We start from the raw sequence: 13,326 nt of genomic DNA, 5'->3' as shown, positions 1-13,326 counted from the left end.
GGCAATTACAGCCAAGGATGGCGTGGGGGATAGACACCATTGAGGAAGTAGTTGCCAACAGCGTAGTATTTCCAACGGACGGGATCGTGGAGTGTGTGAGCGCGGGCATTTCGCCAGTGGCGATTGTAGTTGAATTGCTCCAATGTGGATTTAGTACCTGCTAGTTCAAATAACTTGTTGGTAGCTAGTAATGCTGCTTCCGTCGCCAATGCTTTGGCTTCCGCAACTGCGATCGATGCTTCAACTACTTTGGGTTCTTCTAAACCTGACTCGTTGGCAATGTCGATAAACTCACCAGCACGTCGCAGCAATGCTTCAGCAGCGTGAACTTGAATTTGGACATTGCCTAAGTTATAGAGCGTCAGAGGGTCTTCGTATCCCTTTTCTAAATTGCTGTCAACCCAAGGGCGCGTATGGTTGCGGACAAAGTAGATGGTGTCACGGACTGCGGCTTTAGCTATTCCCACGTCTACGGCGGCTTGGATGATTTGCGCGATCGCACCCATTGGTGTTGCCCTCTCAAAGGATAAGTAGTGCGGAATTACATACTCGGCCTTAACTTTCACATTTTCAATAATGGTAGTACCGCTAGCAGTGGTACGTTGTCCAAAGCTCGTCCAGTCATCAAGTAGGGTCAATCCTGGGGCATCTCTTTCGACAAATGCCACCACTGTCTTACCATCTGGATTGCTGGCAATTACAGGAACCCAATGTGCTAGTAATGCCCCAGCAGAGTAGTATTTACGTCCATTGAGTACGTAGTCAGAACCATCTGGTTCTAACTTTGTCTGCACATCAGTAACAGACTTAGTGCCGATTTCCGAGAAGGCGTTACCGAACCGTTTACCTTGTAGAACCAAATCAAAGAAGAATTTCTTCTGCTCATCTGTGCCATCCAAGCGAACTGCTTCCACCATGTAGAGGTGGTTTTGGGGAATTTGACCAAGGCTAGAGTCGGCTTCGGCAATGATTTTAACTACTTCTGCCAAGGTGGCACTTGATACAAAAGCACCGCCATACTCTTTCGGGACTGTGATTCCCCACAATCCGCTCTGTGAGAACTTTTCTACTTCTTCAGCAGGTAAACGCCGATTTTGGTCGCGTTCTGAGTCTCCCTTGGCAAACTCAGCTGCTAGTTCGTGGGCGATCGCGATCGCTTCTTGATCATCCCGGATAATATGCGCCTTCTGTTCAGTATTAATTACTGATGTCATAACATAGCTCCTTCTTGATTGTGATTAAATAACTGACAGTAGGAATTAGAGTTTGAAAGTTATTTTGCGTAACTTCTAACAAATTGAATCTGAATTTTTGTAGGGAGGGGCTTAACCATTGAACGATTTACCAGTTAAAGCCCGGATAAATTACACAACTACTTACATAAGTAGTAAACTCTCAATAATCAACTACACCACAACTAATTCATCGGCTGAACGACGATTAGCTTTCAATTCGCGCACAATTGGTATTACTGTCTTACCAAATGCTGGCAAATCATCTGTGTAGTGTAAGAAGCCGCCAAGAATTAAATCAACTCCCACTTCATGGAACTGGCGAATCTTTTCAGCTACTTGTTCAGCCGTACCAATCAAGCCTGACCGGAAGCCATCGTTATACTGCACTAAGTCTTCAAAATTGGAATTCGCCCACATTCCCTGACCTTCACGACTAGAAGATCCCGCCTGTTTCACCGCTTCGCCAAATCCTTTCACCGCCTCTACATCAGCCTGGGCAATAATATCGCGCAATACTTCATGGGCTTCTGCTTCCGTATCTCGCACGATGATAAAGGAATTCAGACCAAACTTAATTTTGCGTCCTTCAAGACTCGCTAATGCAGACACTTCTTCAATCTGCTCTTTCACACCTTCTATGGTGTTACCATTCATGAAATACCAATCAGATACCCGGCCAGCCATGCGCCGTGCAGCCTTGGAGTTACCACCTTGGAATATCTCCGGGTGTGGATTCTGATTAATTGGTTTAGGCTTCACCCAACCGCCGTTAATACGATAAAAGTCGCCCTTAAAGTGAAACTCATCCTCAGTCCACAAACCCTTGAGAACGCGGATAAATTCCTCTGAACGACGATAGCGTTCGTCATGGTCTAACCAATGTTCACCATATATAGTGAATTCATCTTTGAACCAGCCGCTAACTACATTCAGAGCAAACCGACCGTTAGAGAGAAAATCAATACTTGCACCCATTTTGGCAACTACTCCCGGATGCCACAATCCAGGGTGAACTGCTGCAATTAGCTTTAATTTCTTGGTGACCGGAGCTAAGGCTGATACGGTTGTTAATGCCTCTAGCTGGTACTCAGCGCCGTAGCTGGCGATAAATCTGGCTTGTGCTAGAGCATATTCAAACCCGACTTCTTCAGCTGTTTGAGCCAGTTGAGCATTGTATTCGTAAGTCCAATCTGTCCGTTGGGGAATTTTACTTACTACTAACCCCCCGCTAACGTTGGGAATCCAGTATGCGAACTTAATATCTACCATAATTGTACGTTTGTAATTGAAACTGCTTGGTTATTTGTCTAAGTTTGCAATTGAAGCAAAAAAGCCTAATTTGTCATCGCTAACAAATCAGCTAAAACTTAATCGGGCAAAATTTTAGTCAAAATCGAAAGCTTGAGAGCGGCTGGAAAGTACTCTGAGTTCAGAAGTAGACAATCTCAGGATTGGATGGTGGTAATATACCATAACCCGATCGCACTACCGTAGTTTTTTGATGAATCAGACTTTATCACAACAATTTTTCCGATGTCGTGATTCGATATACTTAAATTCCATTTCACTATTCCAAAATGGAATATAGCCCAATTTCTCTTGGTGTTTAATTATTATTTTATACTTGGTGGTTATCACCTTTATGGAGTCAGAGTAAGCAGAAATACAGAACTCGACAAAGTATCGCTACTATTCCAAATCGTAATACGCAACTGCTTTTTAAATGTAATCTGCAACTATACACAGCAGAAATAAATGTGGTAGGGTGAACTACTAGACTACGGTAAACAGATAAAGTTACCGTTTTTAGTGTAGAGCTAGTAAAAAAAAGGCACAGGTAAAATATTTATGCCACTTCAGTTTGGAATCTGGTCGCCGGTCTGTGGTGGATGGTTGCGAGTTGTCAACCATGAGGCTAATTTATCTACACAAGATTTGGTAAAGCTGGCAGTTCAAGCAGACGAATTAGGTTATCACTTCTATTACATTCCTGAACATTACTTAAATGCAGTTCATGGGCCTAACTATAATGTCGCTGACGCCTGGATTACAGCAGCTTTAGCAAGTTTGAACACCAAAAATATCAAGATTGTTGCAGCTATACAACCTGGTTTTAAACTGCCTGCGGTCGTTGCCAATTTGAGTGCAAACATTCAAAATCAACTCAGTAACGGCAGATTTGCTCTCAGTGGTATTGCAGGTTGGTGGAAATTAGAAGTAGAAAGCTATGGAGATATTTGGCTACCTCACAGCGATCGCTACGCACGATTAGAAGAGTACATTGATGTAATCAAGGGGCTGTGGACAGTCGAAGACTTTAATTATGTTGGTAAATATTACACTATTAAGGATGGTATTCTCGCAGATAAGCCTATACCAACACCACCCATTTTTATTGCTGGTGAATCAGATCGGGCAATTAATCTAGCGGCTCGTCTGGGAGATTATTTATTTATCAATGCTGATGAGCCACAAAAAACGGCAGCATTGGTGCAAAAAGTGAAAAGATTGGCTAGCGATCGCTACGGGCGTAAGATTAAAGTGGCAATGAGTGCATTTGCGATCGTTCGTGAACATACAGCCGAAGCCGAAGCCAGATTAGAAGCAATTTATCGTTCTGCCGATCGGCAGCAGATCGAGTACTTTCAAGAGCAAATCGATCCTAACGTAGTTGCCCATAACAAACTAGATATCAGTCAAACCATTGAAGCCAATCTCGGTTTATCTGCTCAACTCGTTGGCGATCGCTATACGGTTATTAACCGCCTGAAAGAATACGAAGCGGTTGGCGTTGACTTAATAGTACTGAAATTTGAATCTATGTTGGAAGACACTATTCGCTTCCATAAACTAGTGATTGCCGAATATACACAGCAGAAGAGCTTAATTCCGTTGTAATTAAAAATCTTGCCTTACCCTAGCATGAACAAGATTAAACTCGAAGATATTACCCTAAATCACCTCAAAATTTTAAAAGCAGTAGATGACTGTGGTAGCTTCTCTAAAGCAGCACAAAAGTTAGGGTATAGCCAAGCATTAGTTAGTAAAAAAGTCAAGCAAATAGAGGATTATTTCGGAGTAATTCTGCTAAATCGTTCTCCTGGCTCTATATGCTTGACTAATAAAGGCAAGAAATTGATTTCTCAGACAATTAATGTAGTAGAAACTGTAGAAAATCTCCAAGAAGAATTTCAAGCCACATTTAGTGCTGAAGGCGAAGATTTGATATTGGGGGCTACTAATTTAATTTTAGAAGTCTGGCTAAAACAATATACACAGCGATTTCAGCTTTGTTTTGCAGGAAGAAATATCAAAGAGATAACTGTTAAAAATAGCATATTTTTCTCAAATCCTCAAGTTATAGAGATGGATCTGTTACTCAACAGTTGCTCTGGATATAAGGAAGAACACCACTGTACTAGATTAACAACTCATAAAATGCTCCTTGTCTCCTTTGGGGCAAGTAAATATCTCAATGAAAATAGCTTAGTTAAAATAAATGATATTGATCTAGCTGATATTGTCCTTTTAGATGAGGTTCATCAGGAACTATCTAAAAATGGGTTTTTGATGAATAAATTAAGCGGTGTAAAGATACTAAATAATTATCAAGATGTCCTCAAATATGCTTCAGAAAATCAAAACTTTACTATTTTACCTGATTTTTGTCAAGCTAATATAATATCTCAATACAAAGTATTAACTCTGACTATTCAAGATATTAATGAATATGGCATTTATCTTCATGTTCCTCGCTTTAGTGAACTGTTAATATCCGCAGAGAGTTTAGTGAGAAGTTTTAGACTTGATCAAAATAAGTTAGAAAGTTTACCTAATGTAAATCTAATTTTAGGTAGCTGTTCTTCTAATGAAGAAAATATTCTTAGGATAGGTATTCAGAGTGATTCTATAGGGCAGTTTGTTGCTGGGTATGGGACTAAGCATATTTCTGATTTACAGAGAGCATCCTCATCTCTTGAACAACCTATTTTCAAAAATATTGAAATTAACCGAGATTTTGATTTACAAATTATTCCGTTTAATTCTGGGGAACAAATGAACCGACAGATGAAACGGGGAGAATTAGATATTTGTATTTTAGATGATATTTCTCTATTGAATAATGGTAGCCAATTCTTCGATGATTTAAGTTTTGGCTCTAAATTGATTGGGATTGCTTCCTATAATCTTTTAGGTCAAGATATAAATATTGTTCTGCATAAGGATTCTTCTATAAATACTGTTCAGGATCTGAAAGGGAAACGAATTTCCACCTTATTTGGTTCAAATGCTCATAGGTTCATCATTACTCTTTTTGACCTCTATGATATGGATGTCAGTAAAGATTGCAGATTAGTGAATGAAAATCCTCGTAAAGCAAGTAAGAGTTTGGCCAATAAAACTATCGATGCTTACGTGTGTTGTCACACTTTTGCCTCAATCTTAGAAGGATATGCTTTTGTCAGAAAGCTGCTCCTCTCTCAGACAGTTAGTTTAAGAATTCCATCAATCAGAGGAATTGTCTGTCGTTCGCAGTTCATTAAAGAAAACCCGAAAATTGTCATTGCTTATTTACATGATTTAGTAGTTGCTAACTATTGGTTTAATTCATCTCCACTTAAGGCAGCAGATATATTAGCTAAAGTGATTGATATGAGAACAACTCAAGTAAATCAGTTTTTTAATCCTGTATTTGGGAATCGTATCGACCCGACCCTTAAACCTCAATGGTCTTGGTTACTTAAAACTTTAAATCGCAGATTAGAAGGAAAATATGGCATTTCACTATTTGATGTAGATTTTTGGATAGATGATTATTTTTTAAGGCTTGTATATAATTTGCTGAATCTAGATTATCACTTTCATCAGGTTTCTTTTGCAAGTGAATTTTCCAGTAGCTATTTTGTAGAGGAACAGTTTAGCCGACACATGAAAGTTCTTTCTAATAAATTTGATCTACGGATACAAGATGAAAATAGCAGTCATTAAAGTTCATGTTTTTATGATTTAATCTATGAACACTGCTGACTATAAATCAAAGTAAATCAGGCAGATCATACATAGAGTAAAAAACATGCGCTCCACATTCTTCGAGTTGAAGAGCTTCACTTTGACTGCTGTAACCTAAAACTTTCATGCCAGCAGCAATACCTGCACGTACACCCAAAATACTATCTTCAACAACAGTACAAAATGGAGCGTTAACTCCCAAATTTTTAGCTGCATATAAAAATAAATCAGGTGCAGGTTTCCAACTACCAATTTCATAGGAGCTAAAAATACGTCCTTCAAATCGTGGCAACAAATTAGTCACACGCAGTGCTAACTGAATTTTTTCAATTGGGCCATTGGAAGCAACACAAATAGGTAAATTGATTTTGTCTAAAGCCACCTCTATTCCTTGTATAGGAAGTAATTCACGCTCGAATGCTTTAGCAGTACGGGCACGAAGTTGAGGCACAAAATCTTGTGGTATCTTTTTCCCCAGCCTTTGCTCAATGACAGCAAGACAATCAGCCATTTTACAACCTTTAAATAACAAAATGGCTTCTTCAAGTTCCAACATAAGTCCAAACTCTGCGACAAATTCAATAAGAATGCGATTACCTAATGTCTCGCTGTCTACTAACACTCCGTCACAATCGAAAATAACTAGTTCTGTTTGTACTTGCATTTATTATGAATCACAATACCTTCGACAATTCATGAGGCTTGGGAATAGGGTTTAGCAGAATAAATACTACCTAAAGTAGTTTCTAAGTTGTTGTGGAACACAATAACTCTACTATATCAATCCTATCTCTTCATCCTCTTTTTTTGGCGAAGGCATTGCTGAGTAAAATACTTTTATTCAACGCTCCCATAACACTGAAAATCGGTTTAAACGGTGACTCTTGTACCGTCAAATTTGGTGAAGGTGAAGCCATTGAATATTTCGTTATAACCCAGTCTTTCATCCTTGAGTAGACTAATAGCAACCTCTTCTCCCAAAGCCAAAGCAGCTGAACCATCGGAACGCCAATGGATACCGCCATGACCGCGACCAATAGCATAGTTAGTTGCTAGTTTATTCAACTCTCCACCTACAGTTAGTGGTGAGCCACTGTAAGAAATAACTTTTGTGGGGTCATTGGGATCAGGCACTACTGGTGAGGGGATCACAAAGTTTTCATCAAAAAACGCTTTCAACAATGTGACATTGACGGCAGCAGTGGCAGCCGCACCTCCGCTATAAGAGGAATGAGTTGGCGCTCCTTCTGGATATGCTTGGGGCAATAGATAGGTGTTGAAGGTGCTAAAGGTCTGAGCCAAAGCTTGAGAATTAAAAACCTCCGAATTAATCGGATACTGAGCTTTATTTGCAATCTTGTTGTAGACTAGACCACCAAACGCTTCTGGGCGTAAAGTGCGGTGTACATAATACTTCTGCCAGTATGATGCTCTGATTACACGCGAGCTACCCAAGTTAAGCAAGGCTTGGAAATGTCCTAGTGCAAAGGTTGCATTAGAACCAATTTGAGTCTTTGATCTGACGTAGGGATTACCCGGATTCAAAGGTGTACCGTTGCTATTAAGAATCAAGGAGGCTCCCAAGTATGTAGGGCCGCCAATATGAGCATACTCACCTAAATCCCGAACTGTGGATATGTAACGGTTTTTGGGGTCGTATTTTATGGATTTACCGGAACTACCTCCATTTTGAATAGCCAACCATTCTTGGAAATTGAGTAGAAAGTCATTACCAGGAAGAGCAGTACGAATTAATGGCGAAACAGACTGAGTTCCCCAAGGAATAGTTAGCAACAAAAATTGTGAGAGATAGGGCCCATCTAGTACCCCTGGTGGAATAACATATCTTGTACTTGAACCTGAACCAACGTAGTTGACACTACCACGAAATAAAGTTTGAGGAGTGACACGCCCATTTTGTTTTGGCCCTCGAAACGCCGAAAGCTTGTTGAGGTCTTCGACGGCTGCCAAGACTTTTGGGTTGTCAGTATTGTTTTGGAGCTTGGAAAGAGGTACATCTCGGAGTAAAGCTTGCCAGTAAAGTTCAACTGCTTCAGCAGCGCGTTCTGCGCTAGCTAAAGCTGGTGGTGGCGGCACAGCTATCTGCGCTGCATTGATTCCTTCTAAGCTAATTGCCAGAGGCCCTTGAGGATTAACCAGTTTTCTGTCGCCACCCAAGATGATATTTTCATAATCATTCGGGTTTTGCGTTGTCAGTGCTTTGGTCAAGGAGTTGTAAGCTTCTAGCTTAACTTCGCCTAGCTGGTTATGTGGGAGTCCTCTACTGTCAGAGCCAATTTTGTTAGGATAACGCTCCTCATCGCCATTGGTCGGATGCGGCGGAATAGGAATACTCCGTTCAACTCTGGCTGCTTCAAGACGTACTCGATAGGCTTTATCAACAAACTTGTTATAGTCAAACGCTCGATTATATCGTCTGTTGGGATATTGGGCTTGTACAAAATCTCCTCCCTTCTTTGAGGAGAAAGGTGAACCTAAAACTCCTGCAACAACACTAGCAGCACTAAACAAACCAGCACGACCAAGAAATGAGCGTCTGCTAGCGTGACTACCAAAAAAACGTTTGCTAGCTACAGAGGGTTGTTTCAGTTTATCTATTTCGCTATTAGCCTGAGCAGCTTGCTCGGAACCTTCATGAGAATTAGGATCTACTTGCATGAGATATTCTCCACTGATAAAAAATAATACAAAAATTTAGTCATGAGTAAATGAGCATTGCAAAGCTAGTAGTCCGCCAAGTCAACAATGCTTGATTTGAGCGCCCAAGCGCTCAAATCAAGCAAGGACTAAAGTCCTTACTACAAACTTATGCACCCATCAAAGTTAGTGTGGTGGACTACTAGAACAACTAGCCACACACAAAATACGCGCCCCCAGAAAAACAAGTTAATATCGCTGGATTTAGGATGAAATCTGGCGTTACTCTATTGGAAGGTAACTTGCATAGAAGGCGATTTTCCTGAAAGTCATGTAGGTATTCAGTGTTGGTATGATGCTTCCATCACACGGCTGTTATAACTTTGTGGTTGTAATCAGTCTGATACAATGTTGCCGGAGTTAAAGCACAGCTAAAACTAGTGCCTAATTCTAGTCAATCCATAAAATACTGTAAATCTATCGACTTAGCGTATTTTATGGATATTAAATCAGACTGTCTCACAATCGGTGATGAAAATCAAGAGGTTTTTACAATAAAATCAGCAAGACCGTCAAAGCCCTGAAGGAAAAGGCGCACAGTGTCATGTTCCTTGCGTAAGACTGTGGATCAAGCGCGACACGGTGGGCTTTGATGAAGTTTTAGCGGACTTGCATATCACCAGCCCGAAAAGAGTATTAGTAAAGCTTAATGTTTGTAAACCAGAAAGTTTGTATGCTTAGTATTAAAACAAAAAATGTATAATAATAGCTACAAATATGTATCATACCATGTTTGGTCAAATATCCACAATTCTTGCAAATCAACCTCAAACCCTTGCCGCTTGGCGGTAGGAGTTTGAGGTGGTTGATGCTCAATTAAACACAGGTGACATCATAGCCAAGCTCGGTCGTATTGAACAGGCCAGAGTTTATCGTGTCCCAGCTGTTTGGCTGCCAGATGCGGCCAGTAAGGATTGCGGAGTAGTTCACGTCCCAATAGCACTATATCAGCCACTTCTGTGCGAATAATCTCGTCAGCTTGTTCAGGGGATGTAATTAAGCCCACGGCTCCTGTATGAATATTAGCTTCACGGCGAATGCGTTCGGCAAACTGAGTCTGATAACCAGGTTTAATTGGTATATTAACGCCCGGTACAATACCACCTGATGAACTGTCAATGAGATCAACTCCTAGAGACTTGAGTTTGTCGCTTAAAGCGATACTTTGTTCAATGTCCCAGCCATTATCTACCCAATCGGTGGCGGAAATGCGTACCCAAAGTGGATGTGTCTGGGGCCAAACCTCTCGGACTGCTTGAACAACTTCTCTAAGCAGACGAGTCCGATTTTCAAAACTGCCACCATAACCATCTTGACGGTGGTTAGAAAGGGGTGAGAGAAACTGGTGCAGTAGATAACCGTGGGCAGCATGGATTTCTGCTACCTTGAAACCAGCTTGCAGAGAACGTTTGGCAGCTTGGGCAAAGGCATCAATAACTTCTTGAATTCCCTCAAGAGTGAGGGCTTCTGGAATTGGGCTATCTTTGCTAAAAGCGATCGCACTACTCGAAACTAAGGGACGCCAACCTTCCTGAGATTCATCCAGAACTTTCCCTCCTTTACTCGGTTTGGCAGTACTGGCTTTTCTACCCGCATGAGCAAGTTGAATACCTGCAACAGCGCCAAAGTTATGGATCAATGCCACAGTTTTTGCCAAATTTTCTATGTGTGCATCTGACCAGATTCCCAAATCTTGCGGGCTAATGCGCCCACGCGCTTCTACTGCGGCTGCTTCTGTTAGCACTATACCTGCACCGCCAACTGCGCGAGAAGCTAAATGAATAACGTGCCAATCATTAGCATATCCATTTGTACTGGAATATTGACACATCGGGGAAACGGCGATGCGGTTGCGAAAGGTAACTTCACGAATTTTGAATGGTTCAAACAGGTGTGCCATTGTTATTGATTCTTTTTCTTTCTAGGTAAGATTCTCAGCATTTGGAACTAAGTTGTAGACACAGATTTGGTTTGAACTATGAAAACCTCTGTGACTAAATAGCAAACAGTTTTTCTCTCGGACAAAGTGCAGATTCAATAGAAGCACGCCTTGCTAAACTCCATATTGTGGCTTGATTGGCTGTAACTACAGGAATATTTAAATCTGCTTCTAATTCCTCAATTACCTCAAATGTTCTCCATGCCGTACAGGGCAACACAATAGCATCTGCATCTTTATGAGATACCTCTTTGATAAAAGCTGCGGCTTCATTGGGTAACTGATGCCAAAGGTAATTTTTTTTTGCTACTTCTATTGAGCGTTCATCACCTTTAAACCCCACTATTTCAAAAGGCGCTTCACTCAAAAACGTTTTTAGCGTTTGGTTATTCCATTCTGGATAAGGGGTGACTACAGAAATTTTCTTAATCTTTAAGTATGCCAACGCTTCTAACAGAGCCAGAGCAGGGACAACAACAGGTACTCCTAACAGCTGCGTCAAACGTTGTTGTAGTTGTTCGGCAAAAACTCGCCCTCGGTAAAAAGTTGCTGTTGTAAAGCCGTATGCTCCAAAATGTACCCCGGCTCTGGCTAATTTTTCTACTTCCTTAACAGCTTCTTCATTGATGTCATCCATTGATTCATAGCTTTCAAATGCGTGTGAGCGTTGAGCAATCACACGATGGCTATGAATACTGACTTGACTGGAAAAAGCAGAGTGAAAGTCAGGCTCAAAGGTGGTATTACCTGCGGGTACTAGCAAGCCAAGACGGATCTGCCTATTAGAGTCAGCTTTCGAGTACATATAATACCTCTTTTTGGCAAGCCTGATTATGTCTAAATATTTATTTAGTTACACTAATAATTAGGTATACATATTTTCAGGAAGACTGTATAATATAGAAACTACGTTAAACCGACCGATAAACTGTAATATACCATCTAACTGACATAGATAGCTGCCAGTCAATTATTTAACTGCACTAATCAACACATCTTGCTTTTGTCTTATTGCTTTAGTTGGAGTTGTGCAATCTCAAATAGTCTGCATCCACGATGATTACAAGGAAAAGATTTCATGAGCAACATACAACTGTACTTCGCCAAAGCCTCTACTTTCTCTCAACGGACTCGTGTAGTCTTACTGGAAAAAGGCATTGACTTCACCCCGATAGAAATTGACTTACAGAGCAAACCAGATGGGTACACACAGATTTCCCATTATGGCAAAGTTCCAGCTATCAAACATGGGGATGTTGAAATTTACGAGTCTGCTATCATCAATGAATATCTAGATGAGGTTTTTCCAGAGCCACCTCTATTACCCCGCGATCCCGCAGCTAAAGCGATCGCTCGTATCTGGATAGACTACGCCAATACTCGCCTTGTCCCAGCTTTTAACAAATTGCTGCGCGGTAAAGATAGCCAAGAACAGGAACAAGGACGAAGAGAGTTCACAGAAGCACTTCTATATATTGAACAAGAAGGATTAGGTAAAGGTGATTACTTGTTAGGAGATCAGTTTAGCCTTGTTGATATCAGCTTCTATCCTTGGTTTGAGCGTTTACCACTCTTAGAATACTTCCGTAAATTCACACTACCAGCAGAAACACCTCGTTTGCAGACATGGTGGAATCTGGTAGGCGATCGCTCCTCAATTCAAGCAGTAGCAAACCCTGTGGACTTCTATTTGCAAAGATTTGCAAAAATTCTCGGTGAACCTGTTCCCGTTGGTGCAGCACAAAAATAGAGCATTGGGATTGACAGAAATTAACCAAAATCCAAAATGGAATAACCTATGAGCTTAAATAACCAAGTTCTAGACAAACCAATTTCCGCAGAACTGCCATACGTAGAGGCTAACCTCAGTTACCTGGTTCCAATGGCAGAAAAACCTGTTAACTATACTTATGAACCACCACCAGGGATTCCCCGCACGAATGCAACTTATCAGACGCACAAACTGCCAATTTACAATGCTCGTTCTATCTCAGAGAACATCTCGTTAGATCGAGAAGGTTTCGCCTTTACTGGACATAATACTAATGTCCGCAACTTTTACGATGAAGACGAAGTACGCCGCGTCTACTATCCAGAAGCCGAGCAATTGTTAAAAGAAGTAACAGGTGCAACAAAGGTAGTAATATTCGATCACACCCTGCGTAATGCTAGCCAGTCAAAGCCAGGTGAGAATAATATTAAAGAACCTGCCTTGCGCGTACACAACGACTTCACCGCCAAATCCGGCTATACTCGCGCTCGTTTGGAACTAGCAGCGCAAGGTATAGATGACAATGACATTGATGCGCTACTAAAACAACGATTTGCTATCATCAATGTTTGGCGAGCGATCGCAACACCAATTCAAGAGTCACCATTAGCAGTGTGTGACGCGCAAAGTATCGCACCCACAGACATTGTAGC

At 41.1% G+C, this 13,326-nt stretch carries 10 protein-coding genes; 4 read left to right on the top strand and 6 right to left on the bottom strand.

Going from position 1 to position 13,326, the window contains the following annotated elements; genetic code table 11:
* Positions 1-5: 5 nt before the first annotated feature.
* Together V7K25_RS20565 and sfnG are read right to left on the bottom strand one after the other, a co-directional pair.
* Positions 6-1,214: an SfnB family sulfur acquisition oxidoreductase gene (locus tag V7K25_RS20565; RefSeq protein ID WP_335160342.1), complete on the bottom strand. Its 1,209-nt coding sequence runs from the start codon at positions 1,212-1,214 to the stop codon at positions 6-8.
* 192 nt (positions 1,215-1,406) lie between these two features.
* The gene (sfnG, locus tag V7K25_RS20560) at positions 1,407-2,504 is read right to left on the bottom strand and encodes a dimethylsulfone monooxygenase SfnG (RefSeq protein WP_335160341.1); all 1,098 of its coding nucleotides are present in this window, start codon (positions 2,502-2,504) and stop codon (positions 1,407-1,409) included.
* A gap of 579 nt (positions 2,505-3,083) precedes the next feature.
* Between sfnG and V7K25_RS20555 the strand changes: the two genes are divergently transcribed.
* Together V7K25_RS20555 and V7K25_RS20550 are read left to right on the top strand one after the other, a co-directional pair.
* Positions 3,084-4,133 (top strand): LLM class flavin-dependent oxidoreductase, encoded by a 1,050-nt coding sequence (locus V7K25_RS20555; protein WP_335160340.1) that lies wholly within the window; start codon positions 3,084-3,086, stop codon positions 4,131-4,133.
* A 9-nt stretch (positions 4,134-4,142) separates the two neighbouring features.
* Positions 4,143-6,224, top strand: coding sequence for a LysR family transcriptional regulator (locus V7K25_RS20550; protein WP_335160339.1), 2,082 nt, complete (start codon positions 4,143-4,145; stop codon positions 6,222-6,224).
* A gap of 46 nt (positions 6,225-6,270) precedes the next feature.
* On the opposite strand, the gene V7K25_RS20545 is transcribed toward V7K25_RS20550, so the two are convergent.
* From V7K25_RS20545 to V7K25_RS20530, 4 genes are all read right to left on the bottom strand, one after another.
* Positions 6,271-6,909: an HAD-IA family hydrolase gene (locus tag V7K25_RS20545; protein ID WP_335160338.1), complete on the bottom strand. Its 639-nt coding sequence runs from the start codon at positions 6,907-6,909 to the stop codon at positions 6,271-6,273.
* Between the two features lie 206 nt (positions 6,910-7,115).
* Positions 7,116-8,924: a vanadium-dependent haloperoxidase gene (locus V7K25_RS20540; RefSeq protein ID WP_335160337.1), complete on the bottom strand. Its 1,809-nt coding sequence runs from the start codon at positions 8,922-8,924 to the stop codon at positions 7,116-7,118.
* Positions 8,925-9,795: 871 nt separating this feature from the next.
* Positions 9,796-10,863, bottom strand: a complete 1,068-nt coding sequence (namA, locus tag V7K25_RS20535) for an NADPH dehydrogenase NamA (RefSeq protein ID WP_335160336.1) — start codon at positions 10,861-10,863, stop codon at positions 9,796-9,798.
* A 94-nt stretch (positions 10,864-10,957) separates the two neighbouring features.
* The gene (locus tag V7K25_RS20530; protein WP_335160335.1) at positions 10,958-11,707 is read right to left on the bottom strand and encodes a maleate cis-trans isomerase family protein; all 750 of its coding nucleotides are present in this window, start codon (positions 11,705-11,707) and stop codon (positions 10,958-10,960) included.
* A 273-nt stretch (positions 11,708-11,980) separates the two neighbouring features.
* On the opposite strand from V7K25_RS20530, the gene V7K25_RS20525 reads away from it, so the two are divergent.
* Positions 11,981-12,652 (top strand): glutathione S-transferase family protein, encoded by a 672-nt coding sequence (locus V7K25_RS20525; RefSeq protein ID WP_335160334.1) that lies wholly within the window; start codon positions 11,981-11,983, stop codon positions 12,650-12,652.
* A gap of 48 nt (positions 12,653-12,700) precedes the next feature.
* Positions 12,701-13,326: CmcJ/NvfI family oxidoreductase (locus V7K25_RS20520; protein ID WP_335160333.1), on the top strand; the 626-nt coding region annotated here is incomplete at its 3' end.

This window comes from Nostoc sp. (genome assembly GCF_036919495.1).
Classification (GTDB): domain Bacteria; phylum Cyanobacteriota; class Cyanobacteriia; order Cyanobacteriales; family Nostocaceae; genus Nostoc.
Note: the sequence above shows the minus strand (reverse complement) of the source record. Positions and strands in the feature narration are given on the sequence as shown.

Coding starts and splice junctions, on each gene's coding strand:
- V7K25_RS20565 (WP_335160342.1), bottom strand. CDS start 1,214: ATGACATCAGTAATTAATACTGAACAGAAGGCGCATATTATCCGGGAT.
- sfnG (WP_335160341.1), bottom strand. CDS start 2,504: ATGGTAGATATTAAGTTCGCATACTGGATTCCCAACGTTAGCGGGGGG.
- V7K25_RS20555 (WP_335160340.1), top strand. CDS start 3,084: ATGCCACTTCAGTTTGGAATCTGGTCGCCGGTCTGTGGTGGATGGTTG.
- V7K25_RS20545 (WP_335160338.1), bottom strand. CDS start 6,909: ATGCAAGTACAAACAGAACTAGTTATTTTCGATTGTGACGGAGTGTTA.
- V7K25_RS20540 (WP_335160337.1), bottom strand. CDS start 8,924: ATGCAAGTAGATCCTAATTCTCATGAAGGTTCCGAGCAAGCTGCTCAG.
- namA (WP_335160336.1), bottom strand. CDS start 10,863: ATGGCACACCTGTTTGAACCATTCAAAATTCGTGAAGTTACCTTTCGC.
- V7K25_RS20530 (WP_335160335.1), bottom strand. CDS start 11,707: ATGTACTCGAAAGCTGACTCTAATAGGCAGATCCGTCTTGGCTTGCTA.
- V7K25_RS20525 (WP_335160334.1), top strand. CDS start 11,981: ATGAGCAACATACAACTGTACTTCGCCAAAGCCTCTACTTTCTCTCAA.